General features: G+C 60.7%; 16 protein-coding genes and 1 pseudogene. 6 read left to right on the top strand and 11 right to left on the bottom strand.

Annotation, left to right across the window (positions count from 1 at the left end; all coding sequences use genetic code 11):
* From C795_RS16890 to C795_RS16885, 7 genes and pseudogenes are all read right to left on the bottom strand, one after another.
* A pseudogene (locus C795_RS16890) lies at positions 1-750 on the bottom strand (IS3 family transposase); the annotation flags it as partial.
* A gap of 188 nt (positions 751-938) precedes the next feature.
* Positions 939-2,000: an AI-2E family transporter gene (locus C795_RS0107285; protein ID WP_017793099.1), complete on the bottom strand. Its 1,062-nt coding sequence runs from the start codon at positions 1,998-2,000 to the stop codon at positions 939-941.
* A 69-nt stretch (positions 2,001-2,069) separates the two neighbouring features.
* A complete protein-coding gene (tmk, locus tag C795_RS0107280; RefSeq protein WP_017793098.1) occupies positions 2,070-2,705 on the bottom strand; it encodes a dTMP kinase in 636 nt (211 codons plus the stop codon).
* 20 nt (positions 2,706-2,725) lie between these two features.
* On the bottom strand, positions 2,726-5,521 hold the full coding sequence (gene topA, locus C795_RS0107275) for a type I DNA topoisomerase (protein WP_017793097.1): 2,796 nt from the start codon (positions 5,519-5,521) through the stop codon (positions 2,726-2,728).
* A gap of 184 nt (positions 5,522-5,705) precedes the next feature.
* Positions 5,706-6,482 (bottom strand): Rv3654c family TadE-like protein, encoded by a 777-nt coding sequence (locus C795_RS0107270; RefSeq protein WP_017793096.1) that lies wholly within the window; start codon positions 6,480-6,482, stop codon positions 5,706-5,708.
* Between the two features lie 14 nt (positions 6,483-6,496).
* Entirely contained in the window at positions 6,497-6,877 is a 381-nt protein-coding gene (locus tag C795_RS0107265; RefSeq protein WP_017793095.1) for a TadE/TadG family type IV pilus assembly protein, read from the bottom strand.
* Between the two features lie 28 nt (positions 6,878-6,905).
* Positions 6,906-7,013: a DUF4244 domain-containing protein gene (locus C795_RS16885; protein WP_017793094.1), complete on the bottom strand. Its 108-nt coding sequence runs from the start codon at positions 7,011-7,013 to the stop codon at positions 6,906-6,908.
* Positions 7,014-7,670: 657 nt separating this feature from the next.
* Between C795_RS16885 and C795_RS0107250 the strand changes: the two genes are divergently transcribed.
* A complete protein-coding gene (locus C795_RS0107250) occupies positions 7,671-9,053 on the top strand; it encodes an ATP-binding protein (protein WP_017793092.1) in 1,383 nt (460 codons plus the stop codon).
* 741 nt (positions 9,054-9,794) lie between these two features.
* Here C795_RS0107250 and C795_RS17845 read toward each other — a convergent pair.
* Positions 9,795-9,974 carry a helix-turn-helix transcriptional regulator gene (locus C795_RS17845; RefSeq protein ID WP_051053775.1) on the bottom strand — a complete coding sequence of 60 codons (180 nt, stop codon included), beginning with the start codon at positions 9,972-9,974 and terminating at the stop codon, positions 9,795-9,797.
* Between the two features lie 135 nt (positions 9,975-10,109).
* On the opposite strand from C795_RS17845, the gene C795_RS0107240 reads away from it, so the two are divergent.
* The 5 genes from C795_RS0107240 to C795_RS16875 all read left to right on the top strand — a co-directional run bounded on the left by C795_RS0107240 (position 10,110) and on the right by C795_RS16875 (position 15,818).
* Positions 10,110-10,670, top strand: a complete 561-nt coding sequence (locus C795_RS0107240; protein WP_017793090.1) for a hypothetical protein — start codon at positions 10,110-10,112, stop codon at positions 10,668-10,670.
* A 514-nt stretch (positions 10,671-11,184) separates the two neighbouring features.
* Entirely contained in the window at positions 11,185-11,997 is an 813-nt protein-coding gene (locus C795_RS17840) for a bifunctional DNA primase/polymerase (RefSeq protein ID WP_083879163.1), read from the top strand.
* A complete protein-coding gene (locus C795_RS0107225; protein ID WP_017793087.1) occupies positions 11,988-13,373 on the top strand; it encodes a DNA primase family protein in 1,386 nt (461 codons plus the stop codon). The genes C795_RS17840 and C795_RS0107225 overlap by 10 nt, the downstream gene beginning before the upstream one ends.
* 409 nt (positions 13,374-13,782) lie before the next feature.
* Positions 13,783-13,965 carry a hypothetical protein gene (locus tag C795_RS0107220; protein ID WP_017793086.1) on the top strand — a complete coding sequence of 61 codons (183 nt, stop codon included), beginning with the start codon at positions 13,783-13,785 and terminating at the stop codon, positions 13,963-13,965.
* The gene (locus C795_RS16875; RefSeq protein WP_083879161.1) at positions 13,962-15,818 is read left to right on the top strand and encodes a recombinase family protein; all 1,857 of its coding nucleotides are present in this window, start codon (positions 13,962-13,964) and stop codon (positions 15,816-15,818) included. Before C795_RS0107220 ends, C795_RS16875 begins: the two co-directional genes overlap by 4 nt.
* 434 nt (positions 15,819-16,252) lie before the next feature.
* On the opposite strand, the gene C795_RS0107210 is transcribed toward C795_RS16875, so the two are convergent.
* From C795_RS0107210 to C795_RS15465, 3 genes are all read right to left on the bottom strand, one after another.
* On the bottom strand, positions 16,253-16,582 hold the full coding sequence (locus C795_RS0107210; RefSeq protein WP_017793084.1) for a hypothetical protein: 330 nt from the start codon (positions 16,580-16,582) through the stop codon (positions 16,253-16,255).
* 157 nt (positions 16,583-16,739) lie between these two features.
* Positions 16,740-17,702 carry a type II secretion system F family protein gene (locus C795_RS0107205; RefSeq protein WP_017793083.1) on the bottom strand — a complete coding sequence of 321 codons (963 nt, stop codon included), beginning with the start codon at positions 17,700-17,702 and terminating at the stop codon, positions 16,740-16,742.
* Positions 17,702-18,733 carry a CpaF family protein gene (locus tag C795_RS15465; protein ID WP_017793082.1) on the bottom strand — a complete coding sequence of 344 codons (1,032 nt, stop codon included), beginning with the start codon at positions 18,731-18,733 and terminating at the stop codon, positions 17,702-17,704. The genes C795_RS0107205 and C795_RS15465 overlap by 1 nt, the downstream gene beginning before the upstream one ends.
* Between the last annotated feature and the right edge of the window lie 168 nt (positions 18,734-18,901).

The raw sequence follows: 18,901 nt of genomic DNA, 5'->3' as shown, positions 1-18,901 counted from the left end.
AGTCTTTCACCGCGCAGAGATACAGCTTGCCCTCACGCGCAGTCTGATGTTCAGTGATATCGGTCAGCCAGCACTCGTTTGGCACACTGGCGGTGAAATCACGCTGGACGAGGTCATCATGCACCGGAGGCAGCGCCTTGCGATACCTGCCACGTCGTTTCGAGATCACTGACCGGATACCGGCGATATGGCAGAGCCGCCACACGCGCCGCTCCGAGACTCGGTAGCCGAGCGCGTGCAGTTCGTCAGCGAGGAACCGGTATCCGAACTCGGGATCATCCTCATGCAGTTCGCGGAGCACCCCGATCAGGTGTTGCTCCTCGATCTCGCGAGCCGAGCGAGAGTTATTCAACCATTGATAGTAGGCCTGCTCACTGAACCCCAGAACCCGACACGTCACCGCGACGGGCACCCTGATGCGGGCACCCATCGCAGCTAACTCTTGGACGAGCGGGTAGATCATTTTGGGGGCGTGATATGCACCTGTGACAAATAGGCTGCCGCACGGCGGAGCACTTCGTTTTCCATCTCGAGCTCACGAATGCGTTTCAATGCTTGCCGCATCTCGCGCTGCTCGTCGGGATCTTTCGATGGGGTCATCCCGTGTGATTGAAATCTCGCGTCTTGGATCCATGCGCTGAGCGCGGACTTCGAGACACCCAGATCTCGGCACACTTGCTTCTGTGAAATTCCAGACTCCACGAGCCCCACAGCGTCACGCTTGAACTCTTCGCTGTACTTGATCGGCATGACTGCCATCCTTCCAGCTTCGACCTCACGATCGAAGCAGACTTGGACTCAAGCAAACCGACAGCAGACCCGAGTCCTTCGATGTTCATGATCGTGTCGCTTTCCGGTGCAGGGTTCCAGGCATCAGTTTCATTGTGCGTAAGACCAGTTCAATGAGCCGTACTAATCAGAAAAAGTCACCCGCGGGATCACACCCGCTCCCGCTCACGGAACTGGCGAACCGTCGCAAACCCCTTCTGGAGCGCCGATACCACGGGCGGACCCAGCACCATTCCGAGCGCGCCGGCAACCACTCCGCCGCCGATGGTAGAGATCAGAACTGTCACCGGATGCAGCTGAAGCGAAGACCCCAACGCCCACGACAGCACCACGTTCTGAATTGGCCCGTTCGATACCAGCAGACTAATCGCCACGATTAGAGCGGCGTTCGGCCCGCCAAAGCCAAACGCGATCAGAATGGCAAACGCTCCGGTCAGCCATGCGCCCACAAACGGGACGAACGACAGCACAAAGTACAGGATCAGAGTCGGGATCACGAGGGGAATCTTGAGCAGCAGCAGCGGAATGATGAAAATGGGTGCGGTAATCACGGCGGTGAGTGCAGTCCCACTGAAGTACCCGCGCATCGACTGGCGCACGTTTGCATCGATCGCGGTGACGAGGGCTTCATCTCGGCCCGTGACCCTGGCCAACCAGGCGGGAAATGCCCGACTGTCTCGCAGCACGAAGTACAGGAAGTAGACGGCGAAAAAGGTTCCAAGGGAAAACGAGATAACGCCGTACACGGCGCCGGTCACCATGCCCATGGCTCCGGCTCCCGCGCCCGACAGTGCTTCGCTGCCTGCCGCACGCAGCTGCTCGAGCCACATCGGGTTGACGTCGAAGGATCGCAGCCAGTTCAGGAGGTGAGCCCAGCCCTTCAAGAGCTGTGCCGAAATTTCAGGAATCTGGTGAATGAATCCGCGAACGACGATGACGGCGATGCCTGCGGTCAACGCGATGACCACCAACAACACAACGGCCGCGGCCAGTGCACGGGGCATGTTGCGGTTGGTGAGCCAGCCCACAACCGGTTCGAGCACCGTACCGAGAATCACCGCGATGATGAGCGGCACCACGATGCCGCTCAGCGCACTGATTCCGCCCGCCACGAGTATCGCGACAACGGCGACCCCCACGGCAGACCAGCTCGCGATACCAATTTTGCGCAGCCGAGAGTACTCCGAACGGCCTACCGACTTATCATCCATTGACATGTCCTAGCTTGTGATCATTACCGCTTGGGGCGGTGAAGAGCAGTGCTCCGCGAGACCTGCGGGTTACGTCCCCGCGATGAGCGGCGCGACCCGCGCGATCACTCGGGTGTGCAGCTCATCGGCCGGGAGCGCGGCATCCAACACGAGATAGCGATCTGAGTCCAACTCCGCGAGCGCCAGGAAGCCCGCCCGCACTGCGGCGTGGAACTCAGCGGCTTCCGCTTCGAGCCGGTCGGCGCCGCCGCCGCGGGCGGCCCGGCGCTCGGCCGCGAGCTCTGTGCTCGCGTCGAGCAGTACCGTCAGGTGCGGCCACAGCCCGCCCGTCGCCCATTCGCTGATGCGGCGCACGTCGGAGACGTCGAGGACTCGGCCCGCCCCCTGGTAGGCCAGTGAGGAGTCGATGTAGCGATCCTGCACCACGATCGCGCCCCGCGCGATCGCCGGACGCACGACATGCGCAACATGCTGCGCGCGATCTGCGGCATACAGCAGCGCCTCAGCGCGGGCGTTGAACTCGCCGATCTCGCCGCCGCCGTGCAGCAGCAGCTCTCGCACCCGCACTCCCAGCGGCGTGCCGCCGGGTTCACGGGTGCGCACGACCTCGTGGCCGCGCGCTTCGAGCCAGCCCGAGAGTAGCTCAGACTGCGTGGTTTTGCCCGCGCCGTCGCCCCCCTCGAAGGTGATGAAGACGCCGGGCATACCTGCTGCGCTCACGCCGCCTACTCGGCTGCCGCTGCGGCCGCCTCTGCGGCCTTCTTTGCAGCATTTGCCTTGCGCGTCTCGGCGGCCTTCTTCGCGGCCGCAGAGCGCGCCGGATCAACAGCCTTCGCGCCAGCAGCCTTCGCGGCAGGCTTCTTTGCGGCGGCCTTCTTGGCCGGGGCCTTCTTCTTGGCAGGCCCCTTGGCACGCTTAATTGCGAGCAGTTCAGTCGCGCGCGCAAACGTGAGATCCTCGACGCTGTCGCCGCGCGGAATCGTCGCGTTGGTCTCGCCGTCGGTGACGTAGGGGCCGAAGCGGCCGTCCTTCACCTTGACTGGCTTGCCGCTCACCGGGTCAGCGTCAAATTCCTTGAGCGAGCTTGCAGCCTTGCGGCCGCCATACTTGGGCTGTGCGAACAGCTCGAGCGCTCCTGGGAGGTCGATCGTGAAAATCGCGTCCTCGCTCGCCAGTGACCGGGAGTCCGTGCCCTTCTTGATGTAGGCACCGTAGCGGCCGTTTTGCGCGGTGATCTCATTGCCCGACTCGGGGTCGACGCCCACGGTGCGGGGCAGATCCAGCAGCGCGACCGCCGTGTCAAGATCGACCGTTGCCGGGTCCATGCTCTTGAACAGTGACGACGTACGCGCCTTCACTCCCTTAGGAAGCTCCTCGCCCTCGTCCAGCAGCTCCGTGACGTACGGACCAAAGCGCCCGTTCTTTGCCGCGATGCGCTTGCCGGTTTCGGGGTGGACACCGACGATGCGGTCCTCGAGCGGCTCTGCGTCAGCGAGCTCGTGAGCGCGCGCGGGGGTCAGCTCGTCAGGTGCGAGCCCGTCGGGGATGTTGACGCTGCGGGGCTTGATCTCACCGGTCTCGTCGGGCTCACACTTGTCATCGGTGACCTCGAGGTACGGGCCATACTTGCCGTTGCGCAGCGAGATCTGGTCGTCGATCTTGATCGTGTTGATCGCACGGGCGTCGATCTCGCCCAGGTTGTCGACGACGCCGCGCAGGCCGGGGTGATTGTCGCTGCCGAAGTAGAACTCGCCGAGCCACGTCGTGCGGTCGGCGTCTCCCGATGCGATGCGGTCGAGGTCATCCTCCATTGAAGCGGTGAAGTCGTAGTCGACCAGAGCCGAGAAGTGGGTCTCGAGCAGGCGCACGACAGAGAATGCGATCCAGCTGGGAACGAGGGCCTGGCCCTTCTTCGAGACGTACCCGCGGTCCATGATCGTACTGATGATGGCGGCATAGGTCGAGGGTCGGCCGATGCCGAGCTCTTCCAGACGCTTGGTCAGGCTTGCCTCGGTGTAACGCGGCGGCGGGCTCGTCTCGTGGCCCTTGGCCTCGGTGTCGGAGACACCGAGCTTCTGGCCGGTGGCGAGCTGAGGCAGTGTGACGTTCTGCTCGGAGTCACCGCGCTTTTCATCGCGGCCCTCCTCGTATGCGAGCAGGAAGCCGGGGAAGGTGATGACGGTGCCGCTGGCCGTAAACTCGGCGCGCGTTGCTGCTTCGCGGCCGGACTCGGTAACGCTGATACCCACGGTGACCGTGTCGGTCGAGCCCTTGGCGTCTGACATCTGGCTGGCGACCGTGCGCTTCCAGATCAGTTCGTACAGTGCGTGCTCGCCCTGCGTCAGCTTGCCCTTGAGCGCGGTGGGGCGCTCGAACACGTCACCGGCGGGGCGAATAGCCTCGTGCGCCTCCTGGGCGCCCTTCGACTTGCCCATGTAGACGCGCGGCTTCTCGGGAATCGTCTCGGTACCGTACAGCTGTGCGGCCTGCGACCGAGCTGCCGTGATCGCCTGCTTCGACAGCGTGGGCGAGTCGGTACGCATATAAGTGATGTAACCGTTTTCGTACAGCGACTGCGCGTACGACATCGTCTGCCGCGAGCTGAAGCGAAGCTTTCGTGACGCCTCCTGCTGGAGCGTCGACGTCGTGAACGGGGCTGCGGGGCGTCGCGTGTGCGGCTTCGTTTCGACCGACACCACGTCTGCCTCGGTGCCCGGGGTGCACAGCTGCGCCAGGGTCTCAGCGCGCTGCTTCTCGAGCAGGATCACGCCCGCCGCAGCCGACTTTGCCTTGAGCGCGCCGTCGTCACCGAAGTCGGCACCGGTAGCAATGCGCTGGGCATCAAGTCGCACCAAGCGCGCCGCGAAAGCGGTATCGCCTGCGGGGGTGAAGGTCGCCGAGAGCGACCAGTACTCTGCCGCGTTGAACGCCTGGCGCTCGCGCTCGCGGTCCACGACCAGGCGCGTTGCCGCCGACTGTACTCGGCCGGCCGAGAGCTTCGGAGCCACCTTGCGCCACAGTACGGGTGAAATGTCGTAGCCGTAGAGGCGATCGAGAATTCGTCGCGTCTCTTGCGCGTCGACGAGAGCGATATCGAGGTCTCGCGTATTGCGACTTGCCTCGTCAATCGCTTCCTTGGTGATCTCGTGGAACACCATGCGCTTGACGGGAACCTTGGGCTTCAGCACCTCTAGCAGGTGCCACGCGATGGCCTCGCCCTCGCGGTCCTCATCAGTTGCGAGCAATACTTCGTTCGCATCTTTCAGAGCTCGCTTGAGCTCGGCGACTGTCTTCTTCTTGTTGTCGTTGACCGCGTAGTAGGGGGCGAATCCGTTATCGACGTCGACGGCGAACTTGCCAAACGGGCCCTTCTTGAGGTCCGCGGGGAGCTGTGAAGGTTCAGCGAGATCACGAATGTGCCCGACAGATGCAATGACTTCATAGTCGGGGCCCAGGAATTCGCCGATCTTCTTCGCCTTGGTCGGCGACTCGACGATTACGAGCTTCTTCGTGCCCTTCACGGGTCTCCTTCGTACGTATTTAGTTCGTGGCGCTGGCGGGGCTAGCCCGCGCATCTGCACGTGCGTCCGCAACTGCTGTTACAACCATGTCTGCGACTGTGCCTGCACGCCACGATACACATAAGCGCCCGGGAATCCAGCACGGCCCGGGCCACTCCATTATGACCCCATCCCAGAAATCAGGTTACGGCTGACTGAGAAACGAAAACGGATTGAGGTTGGGAAACGAGTTTTCGGGGCGCGTCGAAAGTGTGAAGTGCGAGTGCGGGCCCGAGGTACACCCGCTCATTCCAGCGGTGGCGACGGGCTGCCCCGCCCGCACTCGCGAGCCGACTTTGAGTCCGAGCGTGCTCGTAGAGCCCGGTTTGACGTGGTTGTGAGAGCTATAGATCGTACGGCCACCGTAGTCGTGCCTCATGATGACGGTCTCATTTTCTCCGCGCCACCAACCCGGGGTGGTGCGGCATACCGCTGGGACGCCCCCACCATCGGGGCCAGCAGCAATGATGACCGCATCGTACGGGGCATACAACGTACTTCCCAGCGGCGCAGCCAGGTCAACCGCGAGCCCGTCATGAAACCCCTGTGCCACGCCGCCCACGGCTGCGGGCCAAGTCCACACCCCCGATCCGTACTTCTCTGGGGGAACGCCACCCGCGCGAGCGCGCGCCGTCACCGTTCCGATCGGCGTGCCCACGGTCAGTATCACCCGCACCTCACCTAACGCCGGGTTCGTGTCGCAGCGTTGCAGGTTCGCCCCCACGCTGCGGGCAACCTCGGTCGCCGCCTCGCAGGGTTCGTCCGCGAGCCACCCGGTGAGGCTGTCAGCGGCGGCGAGCGCAGCCGCGTCAGCTGCCCCGGTGATCCGTTGCGCGGCAACGAGATGGCTGCCGGCGGCCAGCACGGGGATGCCGAGGCAGAGGGCTGCGGCCGCACAGCCGAGCAGTACCGGTGCACTCATGGGGGTTCCCCTTTCTACGTCTTGCGTGTGTCTTCTGGCGGGTCGGTCACCGCCGCGCACGCTTCGCCTTCGACGGCGAGCGCGGCAAGGATGCCCCGCTGTGGGCCCGCCCGCAGCGTGATGCACAGCAGCCCGCCGTTACGATTCCGTTCCACGGTGACGCCAGCCCCCGCACCCGCGAGGCGCTCTGTTGATAGGCCGATGTCGCCGCGGGCTTCGAGCCGGGCGATGTCGGCGGCGGCTGAGGCGAGCGTGAGTCGGTTAGTCGCGATCACGATGCCACCGACCACCAGTCCGAGGATCACGAGCACCGCAGGAACCACCACAGCAAACTCTGCCGTCACCGTTCCGCGTTCGTCGCGCCGCAGATCTCGTGGACGATACAGCCCCGTCATAGCCCCGCCTACCCCGCTCGCCACAGATCTACCCCGCCGCGCCCAGCGCATCTTCCACGAGCTGTACGAGCATGGCCCGGATCTCCGCGGAACGCAGAATCGCGACGAGAAGGCCGGCGAAGGCGACGGCAGCCATCCAACGACACCTCGCAGCTATTGAAGCCACCACCACGGGTCCCGCCCTTCTCCTTCAAAGTTCACGTGAGGCACGAGTGTGTTTCCCGAACAGACTGGCGGGTTCCTTTGCGGAGTAGCCTCGCGGCAGACGTACCCCTGCTTCTCTGGCGCACTGGGAATGGAAGAGCGGGCAACGTATCCATACCGCTCGTGAGGGCACGGGAGACTCCAAGTAGAGTCGATAGGTCTGCCTCGAGATATGGCTAGTATTTAGAACATGACTATATCCGGACGCTCGCTATGTCTCTGCGGGTGTGAAGGTGCGCCAAAAATTGAATCGAATTACTATTTGCCCGGGCACGACCAGAAGCACATCTCTTACCTTGTGATGCAGGTTATCGAGGGCGCAAACCCGGACCTGATTAAAGATGAATTCATCTCAGATGGCATGAGAAGTAAATTCGATAGTGAACTTGCGAGGTCTCGAGGGACCACCCGCAGGTAAACCTACCCAACACTGTCGTCGACAAACCTTTTTGCTGAACACTGACGGCACGGGCCCCGGACGCACTCGAATCGTCAGGATGGTGATCCACGGGCCTGAAGGGAAGAAGACGATCATTCCGTTGCCAATGATTATGCCGTCGTTGTCGTCCGAGGACGCTATGGTGGCGTTATGTTGAACACAGTAACGATTACTGACGATGAGGCAGCGAAGCTTCTCTCGCGTACCGAGGGCCACTTCATGGACTTCAAGTCCATTCGCATAGAGCCCGCAAAGCTGACGCGGCATCTATCGGCCTTCTGTAATGCGGACGGGGGCGATCTGTTTGTCGGAGTTGAAGAACTAGCCAGTGGCAACGTCTGGGATGGATTCGCAGATGATGAGGACGCCAATGGCCATATCCAGGCGTTCGAAAAGGTTTCTCCTTTCGGCGTTGATATTCAAGGCGAGTTCCTGAGGTGTAGTAGTTTTCCCGGTCTCGTTCTTCATATCAACGCCACCAAATCGCGCGTCGTTCGGACTTCATCCGATAGAAAAGCATATAAACGGCTAGGAGCGCAGTCGTTGCCCGTTCTCGAAGAAGAGGCACTGACAGCGCTAAGACGTTCGAAAGGCGTGGAATCCTTCGAGGACGAGACACTCAACATACCTCTCAAGGACGTAACCAATTCTGAGCCAATCATCGAGTACCTCATCACTGCTGTTCCGACGGCGGAGCCAGAGATTTATTTGCGTGGTCAATATTTGACTCACGAAGGAAAACCGACGGTTGCAGCGACTCTGCTTTTCGCTGATCAGCCGCAGGCTGCCTTGCCAAAACGTTGCGGAATTAAGGTCTATCGATACACCAGCAACGACGCTGATCGTTCGCAACTGATAGGGACCCCGCTAACGGTGGAAGGGCATATGTACGCGCAGGTATATGCTGCGGTCAGCGAAACCATCTCAATGATCGAGGAAGCTAGATTTCTAGCCGAGGACGGGTTGCGCGAGGTCAAGTACCCGAAGGAAACTCTCCACGAAGTCATAACTAATGCCGTCCTACATCGCGACTACAGCGTGCTCGACGACGTGCACATCCGGATCTTTGAGAACCGGATCGAAGTGCAGAGTCCGGGAAAGCTCCCCGGACATATCACTGCGAAAAACATCCTCGATGAACGGCTCAGCCGAAATCCGAAGCTAGTGCGGCACCTCAATCGCTTCCCTGACCCGCCAAACCAGGATGTCGGTGAAGGACTCGACACCGCATTCGCATCGATGCGCAAGCTGAACCTGCGAGAGCCAGAAATTCTTGAGCGTGAGAACTCGGTCCTCGTCATAATCCGCCATGAGAGCCTGGCCTCGCCGGAACAGCAGATCCTCGAGTATCTAGACTCACAGACGTCGATTCGGAATGAGCAAGCGCGAGAACTCACGGGGATTCAGTCAGAGAGCCGTATGCAGAAGATTCTGAAGAGCCTCGTAGACGCAGGCGAAATTGAGCACGTCCCAGGTACCGCCAAGCGTGGATACGCGTACAGAAAAGTTCAAATCCTGATCACTACGCAGTAGACGGGTTGAGTGTCGAACTAGATAGTATTCCGACCCTGCACAGTCTTCCAGGGCACCAATATCAGTCCGTTAAGCCCTAAGGTCTTTGACGAAACCGAACGTACTCTTGACGCGGAAGCCGTAGCGGCTCTCGAGCATGACCATGAACTTATGGCGCTTAGCGCTCCCGTCCTGGCTCGCAGTCGCCCACGGGGGTCATCTCGGCCTGGGTTTGGTCGGCGGCGAGTGCAACGGCACTCGCTTAGCATTCATCCGCCCTACCAACTGTGCCTACAGCATCGTCGAGCGCTTCGAAGGAAGGCGGTGGCACCCAAACCCGTATCAGCGCCTACTCAGTCTTACCAGGATCCGATACGGAGCTACTTAGCGATTAGTTTTCGAACGGGAACAGCTGCACCACCCCCGACCGCTCTCCTGGCTCTCCCGAATGCTCCCTGGATATGAATCCCAGTTCATTGGTTCGAGGACCACGAAGATATGACGCACAAACACGGAGACCTACGTGGGCTGCAGTGGGTCGCGTGGAGACGGCAATAACAAATTCCCACAGCCCGGACACTCCCAACACCATCCTGCTGATGTCATCGGATGTAAGCCACAGTCCGGGCAGGAAGGGACTCGTGGGTCGCACCAATCTCTAGCGGCATCGCAGAAGTAGTGATCCACATGAAAATGCTACAGACAATCGACTGAGTCTTGGGATGAAATTTCGAGTATTGCTCGGTGCACGAGTTCAATATCTCAAAGCACGGAAAAGAACTCCCCTGCAGGAATCCCGAAGGATTCCGCCACTCGAAACCATGAATCTAGACGGCCATTTGTGGTGCCGTGCTCCATAGCAATGAGTGTGCGGCGGTGAACTCCAGATTCCGCCTCCAACTTGTCGAACGTCCAGCCCCGTTCGTTCCGCACCCTCGCCATCTGCAACCTCAACGCCGCAAAGTCGGGATCGCGGGTCGGGTAAGTCACCAAACTAGTTCATCTCGGCGGGGCACCCTAACGCAGTGGTGAAACCACCACTATCGTGGTGAAATCACCACCGAGAGTAGGGGTTCTGTGGAATCGTTCGAGCAATTCGTCGCGTTAGCGATGGAAACCGAGGGTCTGGTTGTGTCTGGCGCACTCAAGTTCCCGGTTCGTCGCCTAACGCGAAAGCAGAACTACGACGAGTGGCAGACCCATGGCTACGAAGTTGACCTGATCGGTGCAAACTCAGACAAACTCATCCTCGCTACCGTGAAGTCTTTCTTCGGGTCACGCGGCGTAGTCTCCGAGCACGTCATAGGAGAGTCTGGCTATACGAGCTGGTATGCCCTGCTGAATCAGTCGGATATCCGCGACGGGGTTCTCCAAGGTGCATGTGGGCGCTTTGGATATCGACCGGACCAGGTCGAGATGCGCCTCTATGTCGGCAAATTCGCCGGAGGAGGACATGAGGCCCGCGTCCGGAAGTGGGCGGCAGACCAGCAGATTGGCGGGCGCGCTCTGCAGGTGTTCGGGGCATCTGAGGTTGTTGCCACAGTACGTGAGGTCGCCCGCAATAAACAGTATCGAGACAGCCCCGTGCTCGCGACGATAAAAGTTCTAGACGCAGCAGGTGCTCTGGCCGACAGTTAGCTCGTACTACGCAGGGCAGAACACGCGCGGAATCCTTTTCGCGATAAGTTCATTTCCCGGTGCAGCGCTCCGTGAGAAACTCACACGCTAGGGCTTCAGGACAGCCAGATCTACGGCCCACGGAACTTCGACCGGCACCCACCTGCCGTCGCTTTGCCAGCGAGTCAATGCAAAATGTGCCTACAATTGTCGGAACAACAAGTGAATATCGTGACGACAGAGCTACACGCTCTGTCCCCCGGCTGGCAAGAAGGTGTCTATGTTTGGGGAGCCGGAGTAACCCTCTGGCGGTCAAGACCCACGCCCGTGGACCGGGAATGCCTTTCGCACACCAGATCAAATGCGATTGGTGCTCACCCATGGGCGTTTTTTGTTGTTCAACGCCCGTGACCAAGGAGGACACGGTGCATCACCTTCCTATCGTTAGCTGGCAACCAGACCAGGTCCCTACGGACGACCTTGAACGGCTCCTACAACTGCTCTTCGCCTTCACTCAGACGGATGGTGAGCGCGCATGATGTCCTATCTGGAAGTAGCCCTCCACAACGCTACTCATGGCTGGCCCGTCTTCCCTGTTCAACCAGACAAGCGCCCACTCCGAGGCTGGACCAAGTGGGAGGAAAAGGCTACGACGTCGACCGTCGTCATTCGCGAATGGTGGACTCAGAATCCGCATGCACTCCCCGCAGTCACCCCTGGCAGGGTCAACAAGACTTGCATTGATGTTGACAGGAAGCCAGGAAAGCCAGACGGCTGGGAATCACTCATTGATCGACGAGTCCGGATTTCCCCAGTCACATTCCGCGGGAGCTCCCTTTCGGGCGTCGGCTTGCATTTGTGGTTCAGAGATCTCTCGTCATCAGTGAATGGCCTACTGCCTGGGGTTGATCGGAAAAGCCGTGGGGGTTACGTTGTGACTCCCTACGCTTTGCCGATGGTCACCCAGGTCCAAACCCGCTTGCCCGCAGCTCTACAAGGCGGGAAGACGAAGATTATGACCACGAGTGTGCCATACCTTGGGGAAACAGCGGACTGGTTCCACGGCTATCTTGGACTGACTCCCTCTCAAGGGGTCCAACAAGTCTTGAGGCGATTTGAGGGCGAAGGGTCAGAGTCATTTATCGGCCACGAATCGATGCTACGCGTACAGACACATCTGGTACTCCTCGCTGCTGATGGACACGGCGGCGTCCCCGAGGCTCTTGACCGCCTCGCAACGATTTGGGTGAATACTCCTCATACCGGAGACGAAGACCCTGCCTTGGAATGGTATCTAGCACTCCAAGGGGCAATCTCAAAGCATGGGGGTACGCAGTCATGGCGATGACCACCGACGCTGATATCGGGCGCGACCTAGCGCTTGCATGGGCAAACTCTTTCCTCTGCATCGAAGATGGATGGGTCAGCCACGACAAAGGGCTCTGGAAGCCCGTCCCTCGAGAAGTGATGCTCGCACACGTCTCCGACTGGATCCAGGAGAATGTTCAATCCTTTGACCCCCGAGAAGTCCATCAACTGCGTTCAACTAAGAAAGCACAGGCAGTCCTACTGCAACTCGCCGGGCGACTTCAGGCGAGTCTCAGTAGCTTCGACGCGGACCCGTTCCTTTTCAAGACGACGGATGCTGTCGTAGATCTTCGCACCGGGCAAGAACGACCTCCCAAGCCCACGGACCGGTTCATGCGCCAAGCTGGCGTCCGCTACTTCCCCGGTGCTTCCAGAGAACGCCTGTGCAAGATGCTCGAAGCAGTACCCGCTGACGCTCGGGAATGGTTACAAATTCAACTCGGCGTCGCACTGTTTGGAAAGCAATCTCCCACTCCACGGGTGGTGATCTTCAAAGGGGCAGGTCGAAATGGAAAGACCACACTGATGAATGCTGTATATGCTGCGCTGGGTACCTATGCGGGAAGGCTTGATCCCGAAGCGATTAGTGGCGGCGGTCGCACCAATCCCGAGTATCACCTCGCAATGTTGAAGGGTATTCGCTATCTCGTGGCCGAAGAACTCGAAGACAAGATGCTCAATGAAGCCGTAATCAAGAGAATCACTGACTCTGGCAGCGCAAAGGGCCGCAATCCAGGAGGTCGCCCCTTTGATTTTGTACTCACACATGATCTATACATCAGCACGAACGCTTCACTCCGAATCAGGAGCCACAATCTTGGAACAACTCGTCGCTTCGTGGAAGTTCCATTTCCTTATACCTTCGCAGCGGACCCCGTGAGCACCAATGAACGGGCGCTTGATACTGCTGTGAAGGAATGGTTCGATACACCCCGCGAGGAAATACTGGCTTGGCTGATCGAAGGAGCCGCCCGGGCCCATGCACAACCTGAATTACTCGACAGTGCTCACCTACCGCCGTCCGTGCGCACCGCGACTGAAGACTGGAGTTCGTCGCAAAACATCGCGGCTGAGTTTGTCAGTCTGCGTCTAGAAACCGATGAGAGCGGCTACATCACCAACACCGAGCTACTGTCCGAGTACAACTCATTTCGTAGCAGACATGGTCATGGTCCGGTGAGCACCCCAACCATGCTCGACGAGCTCCGGAACACCGTGCTCAGCGGCATGATCCCTGCAACTGTACGAGAGCAACCAACGAGGGGCACAAGAGATAGACGGGACCGAGCGATCCTCGGTCTTCGACTCAAATCAGAGAGTGACAACACAGAAGAAGCCTCTCGGGGGCTGTTCTAGTTACAAGGACTCAGTCTGACGAACACACAGACACACCACTTTAGGGGGCTTCCACTTGGTCTCCCGGCTCGGGAAGCTTCTGGAGGCCTCCAAAGCTGAGTGTGTCTGTGTGTCCGCTCCCACCCGCCGCCAAGGGCCACCTCTTCAGTGAGACTTTGCAATCCACAATGGAAACTCTCTCGGGTTCTCATCCAGCGCAGCACTGTCCCCTTCCGACGGTTCCGACGGCCACCTCGACGTGGTGGATTGTGCCGGATACCCCTGAAATATTTGACTGGAAGTCAAGGGCTGTCCAGCGGATAGCCGCTCACCTACGCGCGTTTATCAATTGACGCGTCACCGGCATTGTTACCAAAGCTGGCCGAACACTTAAGTCTCGACACTGGCCGCAACCAACGAAAGGCACGCTGTGAACACTTCACAAGGACAGCTCGTACTGAACCTCAACGATGAAGAGCGAACTTTGCTACTTGAAGCAGTGCACAACCAACGGGAATTCGTCATCGAGGACGGCTACATGCCAGAGTACGTCGACAAGTTTGTTTCCCTCGCCGCGAAAGTCAATGCGGCCATCGGAAATCCCAACCAATGAACAAGAGCAGGATGCGAGCTGCAACTTACCGACGAGTGTCGACTGAAAGCCAAAAAGATAATACTTCTCTGGCCGACCAGCAGCAAAAAACTCGCGGTGAGGCGGAGCATCGTGGATGGGAAATTGTTGCCGAATACGCTGATGAGGGGGTGTCTGGTATGGATGACACCCGTCCGGGATGGCGAGAAATGTTGTCGGATGCTCGCTCGGGTAAGTTCGACGTTCTGATCGTGCTCAATACCAAGCGATTCGCGCGCAAATCCTGGCATGCCATCCGTGAGATGGAAAAGCTAATGGAACTGGGAGTATCTCTCATTTCTCTCCAGGAAAGTTTTGATCTTTCGACCCCAGCAGGGCGCGCAATGTTTGGCATGTCAGCAGTATTCGCAAATCTTGACCGCGACAGCATTGTGGAAAACACTGTATCCGGTCAGCGGGCGCTTGCTCGGGAAGGAAAACTCCCGGGCGGAGAACCTCCTTATGGGTGGAAGAGATTGCGCAAGTCAAAAGGGGAAGGTGATGGCTCAGTAATACCGAATGAGGAGGAGCGGGGGACGCTGCGACTCGGGTATGAGCTGTTAGTCGGACGTCGCATGTCCTGCTACCAAGTAGTCAACCACTTCAATGATGCGGGCATACGACCTCGGTGGGCAAAGCAATGGAACGCTGAGAGCATCCGCAACATTTGGCGGAATCCAACGCTCGCCACAGGCAAGCTAATTTGGGGTGCTCCAAAGGGACAGGGTGGGAGTCGTCAGCGACACAGCAAGACCAGGCTCGATCTACAGGGCAACCCTGTGTGGGGTGACCCGGTGGAAATTGACCTCGGCAACCCTGTGTTCACGCAAGCTGAACACAGTGCTCTGCTCAGGGCGCTCAGCAGACGCCCAACAGGCAAAGCCCCTAATGCCCCTAAGACGCGGATGCTAAGCGGACGCGTATTCACCGCAGAGGGACATCATATGTACTCCGTAAACACTCCCCGCGAGGAATGGCTTGGATACTATCGGTGCACGAAACGAAGGCAATCAGCTGGCGCTGACCGGTGTAAGTGCCCGCAACTCCGAGCATCGCCACTCGAACAGCTGGTCTGGGATGAGGTTATGTACCTACTCTCCAACCCAGTGAGGCTCCAAGCCGCAGCACGCGCCTATCTGTCGCTTCCGGACGACGATTCCGACCGGGAAGTCGATCGCAGTGCGCTCGAAGGAGTTAGATTGCATATCGCTAAGCTGGAGCGTGCCCTGGGTCGGGCCGAGCGTGGCGTGCTCATGGCTGAGACACATGCAGATGAGAAACGTCAGCATGCACTGAGAGCCGACCTCAGAACCGAACTCACCGCCGCACACCACCGGCTTTCTGGGTACGAGGCTCTTGCTTCATCGGAAGAGGCACGCAGCAGAGCTTCGGAGGACGTGGCAGCACTCGCGGAGCGTGCACGCGGCAGACTCCACAAGATGAACGAAGAGGAGCGCGCTGAGGTGGTTACAATCCTCCAGCTGTCGGTCGTAACCTCTGCTCCTGTGGTGGCCGGAATGCCCGAGACAGTAGCCATTAGCGGCATTGTGGACCCTCAGCTTTGGGCCAATGAGCCTGGTCTGGACCAAACCCGGGAGCGCTCGAGCCCGGTGGAAAGCTTAGCCCAATCTGCGGAAGAGGCTGGCCCTTCGGTTGACCATCGAGGGGAGAAAACGGCCGCGCAGACAAAGTCAGCTGTCGGCCTACGGGCTGACATTCAGAAGCAACTGGGGGGTTCCAGTACGCTACTTAGTTTCGCTCCACCCAAAGACCTCCTACCAATTTCGAAGGGGACCACGTCCTTGCCGCCGTTTGCATGGACGATTGGTGGATAGTCAAGGCTGCCTACCTTGTCCTCTCATCACTGATCCGTATGGTGCAGTAAGACGAACGCATGAGTCCCCGTCAGATCAACGAGCTAAACTTTATCTCGTCGAATTTCACGAACAATAACCCAAATCAACCATAGCCCGCCAGTAAAAATTGCCAGAAGTGCATCCAGAAGGAATTTTCCAACGCCGTAAGTTCTTTGCTTGGCCATTTTTACTAACCACTTTCTCGGCAGTTTGCTGTTTCCTATGACTATATCGTTTAGCTTCCTCAAACACGGACACTTCTCGGAGGAGCCTGATGCATAGGTATGTGACAATTCCAGTCATACATTAAGAGAGGCTGGAGCGATCGTGATGGTTTCAAAGTCAGCGGGCGTCCAACGGCATCAGCTAGCAGCGTGAACCCTGCTCATCTAAACCATTCACTTACCCTAGGTTTAGATAGGCGTAAGGGTGCTTTCCGCCAGCGACGGCGTCTCAATCACAGCTAGGTGTCGTCCCATAATGACGATCGCGTATTCCGCGGTGACGGCGCCCCGTTCGTCTTGGGTGAGCTGCGCCAGTCTTCCCGGGGCTTCGTCCGAGCGCCGGTCCTTCCGTGTTCCCTGGCCTGTCGGCTCCGGCCACACGCGCCGCCTTCGAGCAGCGCGCCAGTGTGCCCGCCGCGACGGCACCACGAATGGGATCGCTCCCGCATGGTCGCCATCGGTGGTGTCGAGATGAGGCCCGTCGTGCGGGTCAGGGACGAGTTGCAGTTTGGTGTCCATCGGTATCTCCAGATGCCCTGCACGGCCCGGCGTTCGCCGGTACCTCCATGGTGCATTGGATCCGGGGTACACGGGGGCAGAAACAGGTATCTGTGGATAGGTCGCGCGATTGCCCAACAATGTGCGGCCTGTGGACGGACTGTCGCGGGTCGACCGCCTACACGCGCAGCATCGACAGTACGACGGGCACGACCCCCACCAAAATGAACGACGGCAGCACACACACGGCCAACGGGATCAATACGCGAATGCCCAGTTGCTCGGCCTCGCGCTCGAGCCGAGCGTGGGCGGCACTACGCGCTACCTGTGCCTCTTCCAGGAGCTGCGCGGCGAGTGGCACCCCCGCCTGCCGCGCAGCCGCGATCGTGCCTCTGAGGGGCTCCCCTGCCAAGAACCGGGTGAACGGCACCCATTCGGCCCCCACCGCATCCACGGCGTCAGCCACGAGCCGCGGAGCCGCCCCCGGGTCAGCTCCACCCCGCACCACGATCCAGGCCAGCTCATATTCGAGCCCCGCGACGTGGTCGCCCGTCTCGACTCGGCGCTGCAGTACGCGTGCCCACCCCACTCCGCACGCCAGCAGCAGTGCCCCCGCTACCAGAAGCACCGCGCCCATCGGGCTTCCCAGCACCGGCCCCGGGTCAAACCCGAGGGAGGCCCCCAATAGGAGCGCGAGGGGAGGCAGTGCCGCAACGATCGCGACGGTCGCCTTCGGACCCGCCAGAATGACGCCGCGGCGCTCATGCAGCCGGTCGAGCGCGGCCAGGGCCTCACTAATGCGCGCCAGCGCGGGGCCCAGCGGCGCCCCGCCAACCACTGCCAGCTGCCACGCGGCCGCCAGCACTCGCCATTCCGCGCCCTCCGCACGCGCCAGCGCGTCCACGGGCGATGCGCCGGCGGCGACCCGGTGCGCCACCTGCACGGCCTCGTCTCCGTTCGCGGCGTCCTGCCCCAGCAGCTCAAACATGCGCTCGGGGGCAATCCCACCGCCCAACAGGGTGCTCATCTGGCGCGCAGCCCGAGCGCCACCCGCGCCCATTCCCCCGGCCTCACCGTGATCCGGAGCCGCTCCAAACAGGGAGCGCCAGCGGGCCACGACCCCAGCAAGCAGGCGCGCCATTAGTCGGCTGCCTCGCTCAGGCCGGCGAGCTCGCCCACTTCGAGCACGCCACCGCGCCCCAAGCAAAGCGCCCCGATCGCTGCCACACGGTGCCCGCGGGGCCCTCGCTCGACGTGCACGACGGCGTGCAACGCAGAAGCAGCCTGCCGCCCCAGGGCCGCGGGGGCGAGCCCGGCGAGCGACCCGAGCGCCTCGAGCCGCGCGGGAACGTCAGCAAGGTGAGACGCGTGCAGCGTGCCCGCGCCACCGTCGTGCCCCGTGTTGAGCGCGGTGAGCAACGTCACGATCTCGGCGCCCCGACACTCCCCCAACACGATCCGATCGGGCCGCATGCGCAGTGCCTCGCGCAGCAACCGCTCGACGGTGACCTCCCCAACGCCCTCCGCACTTGCGGGCCGCGCCTCGAGAGCGACCACATGCTCGTGGCGCAGACGAATCTCGGCCACGTCCTCAATGGTGATGATGCGCTCGCCAGGCCCGCACCGGTTCAGCAGCGCGGTGAGCAGGGTGGTCTTGCCGCTCGCGGTGCCGCCCGTGATAAGGAAGTTGCGGCGTCGCTCGACGAGCCGCACCAGCTGCCACGCCGTTTCGGCGTTGCACAGCCCGCGCCGCACCATGCGGGCGAAGTCGGGCATGGCTGGGCTGGGGACCCGGATCGAGACCGCGGCACCCGCGACGCTCACCGGCGGGAGCACCGCGTGCACCCGAATCCCGTCGCCCAGGCGCACGTCGGCGCAGGGCTGGAGCTCGTCGAGGTGGCGCCCGCCCGCGGCAATCAGTGCAGTGGCGAGCTCGCGCACGGCGGCGGGCGTTGCCTCCCACCCGATCACGCGTTCGAGCTGGATGCCGCGGTCGAGCCACAGTTCACCAACTCCCCCGCGCACGTGCACGAGCATGTCGCGCAGATCATGATCATCCAGCAGCGGGAGCAGCCCGCCGAAGGCGCGCCTGGCCGCGAGCCCTAGCCCCGAGCTCCGCGTCGGTGCCGGGCCCACGATCGCCGGCTGGGGCGACTCCCTGAGCACCGTCATGGCCTCAGCAAATCACGCGGGCAGCGACATCTGGCCTCAAAAGTGAGATTGTGGATAAGTTCGCATCTCACCGGCAAATGAAGCGCTCTGTGAGCGGAGTAGCGTCGACGGTATAACCTGGGTGCGCACTCTTGTGCTGCTAACCACCTCACCACCACCGAAACACCA

The organism is Leucobacter salsicius M1-8 (assembly GCF_000350525.1).
Lineage (GTDB): Bacteria > Actinomycetota > Actinomycetes > Actinomycetales > Microbacteriaceae > Leucobacter > Leucobacter salsicius.
The sequence above is the reverse complement of the archived record's forward strand: the minus strand, read 5'-3'. Positions and strand labels throughout refer to the sequence as shown.

Excerpts from the sequence above, each read along its gene's own strand:
- C795_RS0107285 (WP_017793099.1), bottom strand. The coding sequence starts at position 2,000 with ATGGATGATAAGTCGGTAGGCCGTTCGGAGTACTCTCGGCTGCGCAAA.
- tmk (WP_017793098.1), bottom strand. The coding sequence starts at position 2,705 with ATGCCCGGCGTCTTCATCACCTTCGAGGGGGGCGACGGCGCGGGCAAA.
- C795_RS0107270 (WP_017793096.1), bottom strand. The coding sequence starts at position 6,482 with ATGAGTGCACCGGTACTGCTCGGCTGTGCGGCCGCAGCCCTCTGCCTC.
- C795_RS0107265 (WP_017793095.1), bottom strand. The coding sequence starts at position 6,877 with ATGACGGGGCTGTATCGTCCACGAGATCTGCGGCGCGACGAACGCGGA.
- C795_RS16885 (WP_017793094.1), bottom strand. The coding sequence starts at position 7,013 with ATGGCTGCCGTCGCCTTCGCCGGCCTTCTCGTCGCGATTCTGCGTTCC.
- C795_RS0107250 (WP_017793092.1), top strand. The coding sequence starts at position 7,671 with ATGTTGAACACAGTAACGATTACTGACGATGAGGCAGCGAAGCTTCTC.
- C795_RS17845 (WP_051053775.1), bottom strand. The coding sequence starts at position 9,974 with ATGGCGAGGGTGCGGAACGAACGGGGCTGGACGTTCGACAAGTTGGAG.
- C795_RS17840 (WP_083879163.1), top strand. The coding sequence starts at position 11,185 with ATGATGTCCTATCTGGAAGTAGCCCTCCACAACGCTACTCATGGCTGG.
- C795_RS0107225 (WP_017793087.1), top strand. The coding sequence starts at position 11,988 with ATGGCGATGACCACCGACGCTGATATCGGGCGCGACCTAGCGCTTGCA.
- C795_RS16875 (WP_083879161.1), top strand. The coding sequence starts at position 13,962 with ATGAACAAGAGCAGGATGCGAGCTGCAACTTACCGACGAGTGTCGACT.
- C795_RS0107210 (WP_017793084.1), bottom strand. The coding sequence starts at position 16,582 with ATGGACACCAAACTGCAACTCGTCCCTGACCCGCACGACGGGCCTCAT.
- C795_RS0107205 (WP_017793083.1), bottom strand. The coding sequence starts at position 17,702 with ATGGCGCGCCTGCTTGCTGGGGTCGTGGCCCGCTGGCGCTCCCTGTTT.
- C795_RS15465 (WP_017793082.1), bottom strand. The coding sequence starts at position 18,733 with ATGACGGTGCTCAGGGAGTCGCCCCAGCCGGCGATCGTGGGCCCGGCA.